Below are 12,214 nucleotides of genomic sequence, written 5' to 3' on the forward strand. Positions count from 1 at the left end.
AGGCACCGGCCAGCAGCCCCGTGCCACGGTGGCGCACGGCACCGTGGGTATAGTGAAGCGCGTTTTTCTTCCCTTCCCCGGAGACACCATGAGCTACGAGAACATCGAAGTGCGGACCGAAGCTGGCAAGGTCGGCATCATCACCCTCAACCGACCGAAGGCGCTCAATGCGCTCAACGACGCGCTGATGACCGAGCTGGGCCAGGCCCTGAAGGCGTTCGACGCCGACGACGCCATCGGCTGCATCATCCTCACCGGCAGCGAGCGCGCCTTCGCGGCCGGCGCCGACATCGCGGCGATGGCCAAGTACAGCTTCATCGACACCTACCGGGGCGACTACATCACGCGCAACTGGGAGACCATCCGCTCGATCCGCAAGCCGGTGATCGGCGCCGTGGCCGGCTTCGCGCTAGGCGGCGGCTGCGAGCTCGCGATGATGTGCGACTTCATCATCGCGGCCGACAACGCCAAGTTCGGCCAGCCCGAGATCAAGATCGGCGTGATCCCCGGCGCCGGCGGCACGCAGCGCCTGCCGCGCGCGGTGGGCAAGAGCAAGGCCATGGACATGGTGCTGACCGCCCGCATGATGGACGCCGCCGAAGCCGAGCGCGCAGGCCTCGTGAGCCGCGTGGTGTCGTTCGAGAAGCTCGCCGACGAAGCACTGGGTGCCGCGCTGGTGATCTGCGGCTTCTCGCAGATCTCGGTGATCGCGGCCAAGGAGTCGGTCAACCGCGCCTTCGAGAGCGGCCTGAGCGACGGCGTGATGTTCGAGCGCCGGCTGTTCCATGCGCTGTTCGCGACGCAGGACCAGAAGGAAGGCATGGACGCCTTCCTGACCAAGCGCCAGCCGGACTTCAAGAACGCCTGATGGCGGGCGGGCCGGACGGCCCGCTTTTTTTTGCCCTGGAACTTGATGCCTTCAGCGCTGCGGCGTCGAAGGCGTTGCGCGTGCGCGCTCGAGCGCGGCGCGCAGCGAGGCCAGCGCCTGCGCGGGCGGCGCGCCGATGAAGGCCGAAGCACCGGGCTGCGGCGACCAGCGCACCTGCTCGCCCGCGATCTCGAGCACGGCGACCACGGTGCGGCCGCGGTAGAGCGCGATGCGCGCTTCGACCGGCGCGGCCAGCGCCGCATCGGGCTGGATGGCCGAGCGCGCCACCGCGCCCAGCAATGCGGGGAAGGCTTCGATGTCGGCACGGCCATGGCGCGGCGCCGTGTCGCCCGCGGCCGACCAGGCGGTCCAGCGATCGAGCGCGGCGAAGGACGGCGCGCGCTCGACGGCGGGCGCCGCGGCGCCGGCCAGCCGGGCGCGCGAGGGCGCCGGGAGCGCGGCGGACTCGGCCTGCGAGAGCTGCGCGGCCGGCGCGGCGGCCGATGGCTGCGGCGGTGCGTACGAGGGTGCCGGCGGGACGGACTGCAGGGCGGAGCCGGCACCGCGGACCGAGGCCCGTTCGCTTTCGCTCTTCTTGTACGACTGTTCGGCCGCCAGCGGCGCGGCGCCGGGTGCGGCATCGGCGACGGGCGGCGCTGCGCCTGGTGCGGGTGGTGCAGCGGCGATCACGGGCGCGGGCGCCGAAGGCGGTGGTGGTGCCACGGCTGCGGGCGGCGCGGCGACGGCTGCTGGAGGCGGAGGCGCTGGCGCCACGGGTGCTGCAGCGACTTCGGGCGGTGGCGGCGCGACGGCCACGGCCGGTGGCGGCGTCGCGGGCACCGGCGCGGCCCGCTCCAGCGAGGCCGACTCGCGCGACTTGGCAACCGGCTCGGCCGGGGCCTGCCGCCGCTCGGCCTGCGGTGCCGGCGCGCGTTGCGCAGCCGCGGCGGGCGCGGACGGTCGACGCACCGTGTCGGCATTGCCGGCCGCCTCGGCCGCCGCACCAGAAGGCGCAGCGGGCGCAGCGGGCGCAGCGGGCGCAACGGGCGCAACGGGCGCAACGGGCGCGGCAGCTTCGGGCCGCGCCTCGGGCACCACCGCGGGCGCCTCGCGCGGTGCCGGCGGCGCTTCCGCCACCGCGCCCCCCACGCGTGCCTCGCCATCGAGCCGCGCATCGGGCACCGGCTCCTGCCGCCACAGCACGGTGACGAAACCGACCACCAACAGGGTCGCGAAGGCCGCGTTCCACGGCATGCGGGCGCGCGCTTCGCCGCCGCCGAACAGGCGCCGCCACCACGGCTGCGCGGCCGGCACGTTGGCGGCGGCCGGCGGCGTGGCGGCCGCGAGGTTGTGCGCCATCTTGCGGATCGCCTCGCGCGTGCGTGCCTCGGGCAGCGCCTCGTTGTCGGGCGCATGCTCGAGCGCGCGGCGCAGGCGCGCGTCGCGCAGGTCGTCGTCGTCGAACCCGGCGCTCATCGCGCGCCCTCCAGCACCGCGAGGTAGCGTTCCATGCAGCCGCGCAGCTTCTGCAGCCCATAGCGCAGCCGGCTGCGCACGGTCTCGAAACCGATCTGCAGGCTGGCCGCCAGCGCTTCCACTGTCAGGCCGTCCTCGTGGTGCAGCAGGAAGGCCGCGCGCTGCTCGGTGGGCAGCTCGTCGAGGCAGGCCAGCAGGCGACGGCCCGCGGCGCGCCAGAACGCGAGTTCCTCGGCCGAGGGATGGGTCGCGACGTCGTCGGAGGCGCCGTGCACGCCGCGCTCGAGCGCCGGAATGGCCTCGTCGTCCTCGCCCGCATGGCCGTCGAGCGCCACTTCGCGCCCGCTCACGCGCAGCCGGTCCATCGCGAGGTTGTGCGCGATCGTGAAGGCCCAGGTGCGCCAGGCCGCGCCCTGCGGCGAGAAACTCTCGCGCGCCGTGATGATCCGCACCCAGGTGTCCTGGAACACCTCGTCGGCCTGCGACGCCAGCCGCGCGCCCAGCAGCCGCCGCACGAAGCGGAACAGCCCGCCCTCGTGGCGCGCATAGAGCACGTCGAAGGCGGCGGCGTCGCCGCGCGCGTAGGCCAGCATCAGCTGATCGTCGGGCATGGCGTCGCGGCCGGTCGCTTCGGGCGCGGCCTGGCTGGCAGTGGCGGAACGGGCGCGGGGCAGCGCGGACATCGGTGGATTCTCACCTCAGCTGGTACGCGGGACGGCGCCGGTCGGGGTTGGCGCGGCGCAAAAAAAGACGCATCGGCTTAACCCCGTTGGCGGCGGTGGGCCGTAACAGCCTGCACCGATTCACTTCACGGAGCCGTTCCATGATCCCGTCACCGGCCTTTCGCCCTCGCCGTCCGCTCGTCGCGCTGCTGTGCGCTTCCCTGGTCCTGAGCGCCTGCGGCGCCACCGAGCCGCAGGCAGCGGGCCGCAACGATGCCGCCGTCGCCGCCACGGCCACGCGCTGGCCCGCGCCGGCGGTGCAGACCACCGACACCGCCACGCCCGCGCGCAGGATCGAGCCGGCGATGCCGAACTTCGAGGCGCCGTCGGCCAAGCATTGCGCGCGCCCGATCCGGACCAGCGAGACCCCGGGCAGCGGCGGGAGCGCGCGGCACCGGTCCGCCCTGGCCGCCGTCGGCGCGCCCCACGCGATGCCCGCGCCCGTCGCGCCGGGCATGGCACCGCCGGCCATGCCTACCCCGCCCCTCGCGTCGATGGCGGCGCCGATGGCCCCGGCACCCAGCGCCGCCCCCATGGCCGAAGCCCGCGCCAGCGCGAAGATGGCGCGCTCGGCGGTCGTGGAATCGGCCGCGGCGCCGGTCCCGGCCCCCATCGCGGCCGCCGTCGCCCAGCGTCCCGCGAGCGAGCCCGTCACCGCCGGCATGGTCGACGACAACGCCGACTTCGGCGAATACCTGGCCTTCCGCAACCGCACCCAGGTCGCGCACCGCGAGCGCGACATCAGCGAGCGCTACCTGCTGCAGGTGCGCGATGCGCAGGGCAGCGTCGTGCCCGATGCCGAGGTCGCCGTGCAGGCCGCGAACGGCGCCGCGATGTGGGCCCGCACCGATGCGGGCGGGCGCGCCTGGCTGCATCCCAAGGCCTTCGATGCCGAGCCGAGCCCGGTCTATGAAGTGACGGTGCGCAAGAACGGCCGCCAGGCGACCTCGTTCCTGCGCCGTGGCCAGAAGAACGCGGTCGACGTGGTGCTCGAGCGCCCCGGCGCCCGCCCCGCGCGCGCGCAGCTCGACCTGGTGTTCCTGATCGACGCCACCGGCTCGATGGGCGACGAGATCGCCCGCCTGCGCAGCACGCTGCGCGACATCGCCGACCAGGTCGCGCGCCTGCCGAGCCGTCCCGACACCTGCTTCGGCCTCGTCGCCTACCGCGACCTCAGCGACGAGTTCGTGGTGCGCCGGCACGACTTCACCAACGACCTCGATGCCTTCCAGGGCGTGCTCGACGCGCTGCAGGCCGCGGGCGGCGGCGACTATCCCGAGGCGATGAACGAGGCCCTGCACGAGACGGTGCAGCGCCTGAGCTGGCGCGGCGACGACACCACGCGGCTCGTCATGTTGCTGGCCGACGCGCCGCCGCACTTGGACTACCCCGGTCCGCAGTACGACGACAGCATGGCCGCCGCGCTCGGCAAGGGCATCAAGGTGCTGAGCGTGGGCGCCTCGGGACTCGACAAGCAGGGCGAATACATCCAGCGCCAGATCGCGCAATACACCGGCGGGCGCTTCGTGTTCCTGACCTACCGGAACGCCGCCGATCCCGCGAGCGGCCCGGGCACGCAGACCGTGCACGACGTGGGCAACTACTCGGTGCAGACGCTCGACAAGCTGGTGGTGCGGCTGGTGTCCGAGGAACTCGGCAAGCTGCCCGGCGCACAAGCTTCGCGCGGTGGTTGAACTGTGCCAAAAGCCTGGGCTATAATCGCGGGCTCGGCTCTTTAGCTCAGTCGGTTAGAGCGATGGAATCATAATCCACAGGTCCGCGGTTCGAGTCCGTGAAGAGCCACCACACAAAAGAGAAGCCCGCTGTCCATCGGACAGCGGGCTTTTTCTTTGGTCCTGCCGCTGGCTTGCACCAGCGACTGGTCTGCACATCAGTTCACATCGGGACTGCGCTTGGGCACATCGTTGAGCACGGGAGCCTTGCGCTCGCCCGGCCGAGCCCCCGGGTGGCGCGCGGCCCTCGACGCATGGGCCGCCAGCGCCTCATTGACCGCGCGCGGCGACAGCAGCTGCACCTTGCGACAGTTGCTGCACTGGTAGGCGCGCAGCCAGGGAAAGAAGCGCATCCAGGTGCTGCGCTCGATCCGGTTCAGATGGGTCACGCTGCATTGACAGCAGGTAAAAACCGACATTGTGTTGATACCTGAGTATTAATGGTGAACCCTTATTATTGCGCTCCAATGTGACAAAAGTCACGGTGTGAATGCCATCAAGACGTAAAGTCTGTTTCGTGACGCTCGAGTCTCTTTTCGAGCGTCCAGTCTGCGCGGCAGGTGCGCGCAGCAGCCCTGGAGACGTGAAATGCCCATGGACTTTCTTCGCCGCATCGAAGACGCCTCGTTCCCGCTGGTCATCGCCGACGAAAAAGACGTCCGCAGCGCGATCGTTCTGGAAGCCGCCGGGATGATCAAGGCGCAGTTGCCGAACCCGGAGCGGCCGGACGCCCGCCCGGCGGTGATCTTTGCCATCACGCCGCTGGGACGTCGACACCTCAGCGAGGGTGCCGCCCCACCCTGAGCGCGGCGCACCGCCTCACCACGCCACCGTGCGCCCCCGGTAGTCCAGGTACTCGAGCCCGGGCCGCCCGCGCTTCGCGAGCATCACTTCGACCAGGCTCGGCACGCTCTGCTCGATCGTCAGCCGGCCCTCGGGTCCGCCGAGTTCGGTGCGCACCCAGCCGGGCGCCATCGCCAGCAGGGCACGCGGCGTTCCGACCTGGCGCGCGGCGAAGCTGCGCAGCAACTGGTTCAGCGCCGCCTTGCTGCCGCGATAGACCTCGCGCTGGCCCGTCTCGTTGTCGGCGATGCTGCCCTGCCCCGACGACATGACGCCGATCAGGCCGTCCGGCGGGACGTTGCCCGCGAGGCTTTCCACCACCCGCATCGGGCTCAGCGCATTGGCGACCATGAGGTTCACGAAGTCCTCGGTCGAGACCTCGCCGATGGTCTGGGTCGGATCGGGGTTGGTGGTGCCGGCATTGACGAACAGGATGTCGAACAGATGCCCCGCCAGCCGTTCGCGCAGGGCCTGGATCTGCCCGGGGTGCGTGATGTCGAGCGACTCGATCTCCACGCGGCCGGGATGCGCGTCGGCCAGGTCGTGCAGCAGGGTGCGGGCCGTTCCGCGGACCGTGCCCATGACCTTCCAGCCTTTCTTCAGGAATTCGGCCGCGATGGCATGGCCGAGGCCGCGCGAGGCGCCGACGATGAGGATGCTGTGTTGCGGATGGGACATGAGGCGTGCTCCTTTTTCTTGGGGACTGCGATGCCACGAATTCTGGGGACACCCTCTTCCTTGCACCAGACACCTTGTCTGCAACCAACGATTGCACCGAACGCCATGCCTGGCCGCTCCTGCCCTATGCTGGCGCCATGCCCCGCGTCGACCTCAACCTGCTGCCCGCCCTCGATGCCCTGCTGACCGAGGGCAGCGTGACCGGCGCCGCGCGCCGGCTCGAGCTCAGCGTGTCCGCCATGAGCCGCACGCTCACGCGCCTGCGCGAGGCCACGGGCGACCGGCTCTTGCTGCAGGCCGGCCGCGGCCTGGTGCTCACGCCCTATGCGATGCAGTTGCGCGAACGCATCCCGGCGCTGGCGCGCGAGGCGCAGGCCGCGCTGGCCCCGGCCGACCATGCGCTGCAGATCGCCACGCTCGACCAGTGCTTCACGCTGCGCGCCGGCGAGGGCTTCATCGACCTGCTCGCCGCGCCCTTGCTGGCGCGGATCCGGCAGGCCGCGCCACAGGTGCGGCTGCGCTTCGCGCCCAAGCCCGACTGGGACGCCCGGCCGCTGCGCGAGGGCGGGATCGACCTGGAGATCGGCACCCTCAGGACCACGGCGCCCGAACTGCGCACGCGCCGGCTGTTCCGCGACCGCTACGTGGGCGTGTGCCGCAGCGGCCATCCGCTGCTCGACGAGACGGAGATCGGCGCCGAACGCTATGCGGCCTGCGGCCACGTGGTGGCCTCGCGCGCCGGCGAGATGGACCACCCGGTCGACGAAGCGCTGGCCGCGCGAAGCCTGTCACGGCAGGTGGCGATGGTGGTGCCGGCCTACACCCACGCGATGCAGGTCGCGCGGCGGTCGGACCTGCTGGCCGTCATCCCGCACTCCTGCCTCGGCAATCGGTTCACGCCCGGCCATGCCGCGGCCCTGGGCCTGCGGCACTTCGAGCTGCCCGTGCCGACACCGCCCTTCAACGTCTCGGCGATCTGGCATCCGCGGCTCGACCAGGATGCCTCGCACCGCTGGCTGCGCGGCGAGGTGCTGGCGCTGTGCGAAGCCGCCTATCCCTGAACGGGACGGTCTCAGGCCGCCACGGCCTCGCGCGCCGGCGCGACCTTCGACGGCACCGGCATGTGCGCCGACCACTCGATGATCTCGAGCCGCCCGTCCGCATGCTCGGCCAGCGCCGTGAGGCTCTCGACCCAGTCGCCGTCGTTGCAGTAGAGGATGCCGTCGATGTCGCGCATCTCGGCATGGTGGATGTGGCCGCAGACCACGCCCTGCGCGCCGCGGTTGCGGGCCTCGCGCGCCACGGCGTTCTCGAAGTCGCCGACATAGCTCACGGCGCGCTTGACCTTGCCCTTGAGGTACTTCGACAGCGACCAGTACGGCAGCCCCAGCCGCGCGCGCAGCGAGTTGAGGTGGCGGTTGAGTTTGAGCGTGAATTCGTAGAGCGAGTCGCCCACGTAGGCCAGCCACTTGGCGCACTGGATCACGCCGTCGAACAGGTCGCCGTGGATGATCCAGAGCTTGCGGCCGTCGGCGGTCTCGTGGATCCATTCCTCGGCGACGTCGATGCCGCCGAAGTTGTGGTTCAGGTACTTGCGCGCGAACTCGTCGTGGTTGCCCGGGATGAAGATCACGCGCGTGCCCTTGCGCGCCTTGCGCAGCAGCTTCTGGATCACGTCGTTGTGCGCCTGCGGCCAGTACCAGTGCCGCTTGAGCTGCCAGCCGTCGATGATGTCGCCGACCAGGAACAGGGTCTCGCACTCGGTGTGCTTGAGGAAATCGAGCAACGCCCGCGCCTGGCAGCCTGGCGTTCCGAGGTGCAGGTCGGAGATCCACAGCGTTCGAAACCGCTGCATCGGCCGCGAAACGTCCTCGTCCTCCGCCTCGGGGGGGCGGGCATCGGTGTCGCGCCATGCGCGCAGAAAAGCATCGTCGCGTTGCATGGACCGATAGGTTGGCTGTCTTGCGTGACCTGGCCATGGCAAGTGCGTGACATCCCGATGACGTCCCCACGCGCGCGCGGCCCACAATCGCGCGATGCGTCCTGGCCAGATCATCGTCCTCGCGACCCCCGTCTTCTTCCTGCTGATCGCGATCGAGTTCGCGGTCGGCCGCGTGCGCGCGCGCCGCGGCACGGGGCAGGACACCTACCGCCTCGCCGACGCGGTCAACAGCATCGGCCTGGGCATGCTGAGCCAGATCAGCGCGGTGCTCACCGGGCTGCTGCGCATCGGCATCTACACCGCGGTGTACTCGGCCGTGGCGCTGTTCCCCGACACCGACTTCTGGACCACCTGGTACGGCTGGCTGCTGGCGCTGGTGTTCTACGACTTCTGCTACTACTGGCTGCACCGCATGGGCCACGAGTCGGCCGTGCTGTGGGCCGCGCACGTGGTGCACCACCAGAGCCAGCACTACAACCTGTCGACCGCGCTGCGCCAGACCTCGAGCGGCGCGCTGCTGGGCTGGATCTTCTATATGCCGATGGCGGCCGCGGGCGTGCCGCCGCTGGTGTTCGCCGTGGTCTCGCTGGTCGACCTGCTCTATCAGTTCTGGGTTCACACCGAGCAGGTCGGCAGGCTCGGCTGGTTCGACCGCTGGTTCTGCTCGCCCTCGAACCACCGCGTGCACCACGCGGTCAACGACCGCTACCTCGACCGCAACTACGGCGGCATCCTGATCGTGTGGGACCGGCTGTTCGGCAGCTTCAAGGAAGAGGACGAGCGCTGCGTCTACGGCACGCGCAGCCCGCTCGCGAGCTGGGACCCGCTGTGGGCCAACGCCGAGGTCTACTGGGGCCTGGCCAAGGATTCGTGGCATGCGCGCAGCTGGGGCGACAAGCTGCGCGTGTGGCTCAAGTCGCCGGGCTGGCGGCCGGCCGACGTGGCGGCGCGCTTTCCGAAGCCGGCCTTCGACATCGCGCAGGTGCGGCGCTACGAGCCCGAAGTGGGCCGCGGCGTGCAGTGGTTCGCGGGCGTGCAGTTCCTGCTGCTGCTCGCGGCCGTGGCGGTGTTCCTCTGGTTCTCCGACGGCATGCCGCTCTCGCGCTCGAGCGTGTGGCTGGCCGCGCTCACCGCCGCGCTGTGGGCCATCGGCGGCGTGCTGCAGGGGCGGCTCTCGATCGCCGAGGCCCTGCTGGTGGAAGCCGCGGCGCTGGCGACCGCGAGCGCCGCGCTCGGCCTGCCCTGGCTGCACCACGCGACCAAGCCGCTGGCGCTCGCCATCGCGGTCTTCATCGCCACGCGGCGCGCGCTGGCGCGGCCCGGCGGCATGACGCGCTTCGACCTGCTGCTGGTCGCGGGCCTGGTCGGCTCGCTCGCGGGCGACGTGCTGCTGATGGGCCCGGCCTCGCTGTTCGTGCCCGGCCTCGTGTGCTTCCTGCTCGCGCACCTGGCCTACATCGGCGTGTTCCGCATCGGCGTCGGCTTCTTCCCGCGGCCCGCGGCGCTGGCGGTCACGCTGGCGATCGGCGCGGCGATGTACGCCTTCCTGTGGCAGGGCGGCTTGCCGGCCGCGCTGCGCATCCCGGTCGCGCTCTACGTGCTGGTGATCGCCTGCATGGCGGCCCAGGCGCTGGGCCGGGCCTTCGTGCTGCGCGACACAACGGCTGGATGGGGCGCGGGCTGGGTGGCGGCGGGCGCCTGCTGCTTCATGCTGAGCGACGCGCTGCTCGCGACCAACCGCTTCGTGGCGCCGCTGCCGCTGGCGCAGCTGTGGGTGCTCGCGACCTACTACGTGGCGCAGACGCTGATCGTGCGGCACGCGCGGCCGCCGGGCTGACGCCGTGCGCCAGCGGTCGCGTCAGTCGTGGCAGCGCTGGATCTCGACCGTCGAATGCCGGATCTCCTCGTGCATCGAAAAGCAGGCGCGTACCTGGTCGGCCGTCAGCGTGGGCGAATGGGTCACCACCGTGAGCGCGCAAGCATAAGCCTCGCGGCCCACGCGCCACACGTGCAGGTCGGCCACGCGCGTGAGCGAATCGGCCAGGCCGGCCTCGATGCCCTCGCGGATCTCCTCGGCCACCGGGTGGTCCATCTCGCGGTCGAGCAGCACCTTGCCGGTTTCCTTCAGCAGCCCCTTGGCCCAGACCGCGACCAGCACCGCGCCGACGATGCCCATCGCCGGGTCGAGCCAGGCCCAGCCGTAGAACCACCCGCCCAGCAGCGCCGCGATCGCGAGCACCGAGGTCGCGGCATCGGCCACGACATGGATGTAGGCCGAGCGCAGGTTCAGGTCGTGGCCATGCTCGCCGTGCGCATGGTGATGGTCGTGGTCGTGCGCATGCCCGTGGTCGTGGCCATGGTGGTGGTGCGCCCCGCCCAGCAGCCGCGCGCAGACCAGGTTGACCACCAGTCCCAGCACCGCCACCGAGATCGCCTCGGGATAGTGGATCGCCGACGGCGACCACAGCCGCTCGAGCGAGCCCACCACCATCAGAGCCGCGATGCCCAGGAGCACCAGCGCGCTCGCGAAGCCGCCGAGCACCTCGATCTTCCAGGTGCCGAAGGCGAAGCGCGGGTCGCGCGCATAGCGCCGCGCGGCCGCATAGGCGAAGGCGCTGAGGCCGATGGCCAGCGCATGCGAGCTCATGTGCCAGCCGTCGGCCAGCAGCGCCATCGAGTTGAACCACCAGCCGGCGCCGATCTCGATCGCCATCATCGCGGCGGTGATCCACATCACGAGCCGCGTGCTGCGCTCGGCGCGTTCGTTGTCGCTGCCGAAGTGGTGCTCGTGCTGCCACGCGCTCAGGTCATGGGTGTGCATGGTGAAGAGTCTCTCAGCTGCCGAACAGGTCCTGGCCCTCGGCGCGGCTGGCCGGCGGCGTCACGCCGAGGTGGCGGTAGGCGGCCAGCGTGGCGATGCGCCCGCGCGGCGTGCGCTGCAGGTAGCCCTGCTGGATCAGGTAGGGCTCGATCACGTCCTCGATGGTGTCGCGCTCCTCGCCGATGCTGGCCGCGACGTTGTCGAGTCCCACCGGGCCGCCGTCGAAGCGGTGCACCACGGCCTCGAGCAGCTTGCGGTCCATCAGGTCGAAGCCCTGCGGGTCGACGTCGAGCATGGCCAGCGCCTTGTGCGCGATCTCCTCGGTGATGCGGCCGTCGCCCTTGACCTCGGCGTAGTCGCGCACGCGGCGCAGCAGCCGGTTGGCGATGCGCGGCGTGCCGCGCGAGCGGCGCGCGATCTCGAAGCCGCCGGTCTCGTCGGTCTCGACCTTGAGCAGGCCGGCGCTGCGGCGCACGATCAGAGCGAGCTCCTCGGGCGTGTAGAACTCCAGCCGCGCGACGATGCCGAAGCGGTCGCGCAGCGGATTGGTGAGCATGCCCGCGCGCGTGGTCGCGCCCACCAGCGTGAAGGGCTGCAGGTCGAGCTTGATGCTGCGCGCGGCCGGGCCCTCGCCGATCATGATGTCGATCTGGTAGTCCTCGAGCGCCGGGTAGAGGATTTCCTCGACCACCGGACTGAGCCGGTGGATCTCGTCGATGAACAGCACGTCGTTGGGCTCGAGGTTGGTCAGCAGCGCCGCCAGGTCCTTGGGCTTCTCGAGCACCGGGCCCGAGGTCTGGCGCAGGTTCACGCCGAGCTCGGCCGCGATGATGTGCGACAGCGTGGTCTTGCCCAGGCCCGGCGGGCCGAACAGCAGCACGTGGTCGAGCGCCTCGCGGCGCTTGCGCGCGGCGCCGATGAAGATCTCGAGCTGCTCGCGCACCTTGGCCTGGCCGACGTACTCGTCGAGCAGCTTGGGGCGCAGGGCCCGTTCGATCGCCTCCTCGTTGGGCGAGGCGGGCGCGGCGGACACCACGCGTTGCGGGGCGGGGGCGAAGTCGTCGGTCTGGATGGTCATGGGCGCGGGGGGTGCGGCGAGTTTAGTGGCTGCATCGCCGCCGCGGACGGCCC

At 71.3% G+C, this 12,214-nt stretch carries 12 protein-coding genes and 1 tRNA gene; 6 read left to right on the forward strand and 7 right to left on the reverse strand.

The annotated features are described in order from the left end of the window. Nucleotides 1-88: 88 nt before the first annotated feature. Complete coding sequence (locus BM109_RS23545) at nucleotides 89-868, forward strand: enoyl-CoA hydratase (RefSeq protein ID WP_093347965.1); 780 nt, start codon at nucleotides 89-91, stop codon at nucleotides 866-868. A 51-nt stretch (nucleotides 869-919) separates the two neighbouring features. Here the strand turns inward: BM109_RS23545 and BM109_RS41665 are convergent, their stop codons facing one another. Together BM109_RS41665 and BM109_RS23555 are read right to left on the reverse strand one after the other, a co-directional pair. Further along, nucleotides 920-2,344 (reverse strand): hypothetical protein, encoded by a 1,425-nt coding sequence (locus BM109_RS41665; RefSeq protein WP_093347967.1) that lies wholly within the window; start codon nucleotides 2,342-2,344, stop codon nucleotides 920-922. Beyond that, a complete protein-coding gene (locus tag BM109_RS23555) occupies nucleotides 2,341-3,027 on the reverse strand; it encodes a sigma-70 family RNA polymerase sigma factor (protein ID WP_093347970.1) in 687 nt (228 codons plus the stop codon). The genes BM109_RS41665 and BM109_RS23555 overlap by 4 nt, the downstream gene beginning before the upstream one ends. A gap of 140 nt (nucleotides 3,028-3,167) precedes the next feature. Here BM109_RS23555 and BM109_RS23560 point away from each other — a divergent pair, with 140 nt between their 5' ends. Further along, entirely contained in the window at nucleotides 3,168-4,760 is a 1,593-nt protein-coding gene (locus BM109_RS23560) for a vWA domain-containing protein (RefSeq protein WP_093347973.1), read from the forward strand. Between the two features lie 35 nt (nucleotides 4,761-4,795). Then, nucleotides 4,796-4,872 (forward strand) — tRNA-Met (locus tag BM109_RS23565). Nucleotides 4,873-4,957: 85 nt separating this feature from the next. On the opposite strand, the gene BM109_RS23570 is transcribed toward BM109_RS23565, so the two are convergent. Next, complete coding sequence (locus tag BM109_RS23570) at nucleotides 4,958-5,188, reverse strand: hypothetical protein (RefSeq protein ID WP_093347975.1); 231 nt, start codon at nucleotides 5,186-5,188, stop codon at nucleotides 4,958-4,960. Nucleotides 5,189-5,387: 199 nt separating this feature from the next. On the opposite strand from BM109_RS23570, the gene BM109_RS23575 reads away from it, so the two are divergent. Then, a complete protein-coding gene (locus tag BM109_RS23575) occupies nucleotides 5,388-5,603 on the forward strand; it encodes a hypothetical protein (RefSeq protein ID WP_093347978.1) in 216 nt (71 codons plus the stop codon). A 15-nt stretch (nucleotides 5,604-5,618) separates the two neighbouring features. Here the strand turns inward: BM109_RS23575 and BM109_RS23580 are convergent, their stop codons facing one another. Beyond that, nucleotides 5,619-6,320, reverse strand: a complete 702-nt coding sequence (locus BM109_RS23580; RefSeq protein WP_093347981.1) for an SDR family NAD(P)-dependent oxidoreductase — start codon at nucleotides 6,318-6,320, stop codon at nucleotides 5,619-5,621. 137 nt (nucleotides 6,321-6,457) lie between these two features. On the opposite strand from BM109_RS23580, the gene BM109_RS23585 reads away from it, so the two are divergent. Then, nucleotides 6,458-7,381 carry a LysR family transcriptional regulator gene (locus tag BM109_RS23585; protein ID WP_093348384.1) on the forward strand — a complete coding sequence of 308 codons (924 nt, stop codon included), beginning with the start codon at nucleotides 6,458-6,460 and terminating at the stop codon, nucleotides 7,379-7,381. An 11-nt stretch (nucleotides 7,382-7,392) separates the two neighbouring features. On the opposite strand, the gene BM109_RS23590 is transcribed toward BM109_RS23585, so the two are convergent. Then, nucleotides 7,393-8,262, reverse strand: coding sequence for a UDP-2,3-diacylglucosamine diphosphatase (locus tag BM109_RS23590; RefSeq protein ID WP_093347983.1), 870 nt, complete (start codon nucleotides 8,260-8,262; stop codon nucleotides 7,393-7,395). Between the two features lie 94 nt (nucleotides 8,263-8,356). Between BM109_RS23590 and BM109_RS23595 the strand changes: the two genes are divergently transcribed. Beyond that, nucleotides 8,357-10,099, forward strand: coding sequence for a lysoplasmalogenase family protein (locus BM109_RS23595; RefSeq protein WP_093347986.1), 1,743 nt, complete (start codon nucleotides 8,357-8,359; stop codon nucleotides 10,097-10,099). A gap of 21 nt (nucleotides 10,100-10,120) precedes the next feature. Here BM109_RS23595 and dmeF read toward each other — a convergent pair whose 3' ends face one another. Next, a complete protein-coding gene (dmeF, locus tag BM109_RS23600; RefSeq protein ID WP_093347988.1) occupies nucleotides 10,121-11,083 on the reverse strand; it encodes a CDF family Co(II)/Ni(II) efflux transporter DmeF in 963 nt (320 codons plus the stop codon). A 13-nt stretch (nucleotides 11,084-11,096) separates the two neighbouring features. Next, nucleotides 11,097-12,161: a Holliday junction branch migration DNA helicase RuvB gene (gene ruvB, locus BM109_RS23605; protein WP_093347991.1), complete on the reverse strand. Its 1,065-nt coding sequence runs from the start codon at nucleotides 12,159-12,161 to the stop codon at nucleotides 11,097-11,099. Between the last annotated feature and the right edge of the window lie 53 nt (nucleotides 12,162-12,214).

It is taken from the genome of Variovorax sp. PDC80 (assembly GCF_900115375.1).
Classification (GTDB): Bacteria; Pseudomonadota; Gammaproteobacteria; order Burkholderiales; family Burkholderiaceae_C; genus Variovorax.

Coding starts and splice junctions, on each gene's coding strand:
- BM109_RS23545 (WP_093347965.1), top strand. CDS start 89: ATGAGCTACGAGAACATCGAAGTGCGGACCGAAGCTGGCAAGGTCGGC.
- BM109_RS41665 (WP_093347967.1), bottom strand. CDS start 2,344: ATGAGCGCCGGGTTCGACGACGACGACCTGCGCGACGCGCGCCTGCGC.
- BM109_RS23555 (WP_093347970.1), bottom strand. CDS start 3,027: ATGTCCGCGCTGCCCCGCGCCCGTTCCGCCACTGCCAGCCAGGCCGCG.
- BM109_RS23560 (WP_093347973.1), top strand. CDS start 3,168: ATGATCCCGTCACCGGCCTTTCGCCCTCGCCGTCCGCTCGTCGCGCTG.
- BM109_RS23575 (WP_093347978.1), top strand. CDS start 5,388: ATGCCCATGGACTTTCTTCGCCGCATCGAAGACGCCTCGTTCCCGCTG.
- BM109_RS23580 (WP_093347981.1), bottom strand. CDS start 6,320: ATGTCCCATCCGCAACACAGCATCCTCATCGTCGGCGCCTCGCGCGGC.
- BM109_RS23585 (WP_093348384.1), top strand. CDS start 6,458: ATGCCCCGCGTCGACCTCAACCTGCTGCCCGCCCTCGATGCCCTGCTG.
- BM109_RS23590 (WP_093347983.1), bottom strand. CDS start 8,262: ATGCAACGCGACGATGCTTTTCTGCGCGCATGGCGCGACACCGATGCC.
- BM109_RS23595 (WP_093347986.1), top strand. CDS start 8,357: ATGCGTCCTGGCCAGATCATCGTCCTCGCGACCCCCGTCTTCTTCCTG.
- dmeF (WP_093347988.1), bottom strand. CDS start 11,083: ATGCACACCCATGACCTGAGCGCGTGGCAGCACGAGCACCACTTCGGC.
- ruvB (WP_093347991.1), bottom strand. CDS start 12,161: ATGACCATCCAGACCGACGACTTCGCCCCCGCCCCGCAACGCGTGGTG.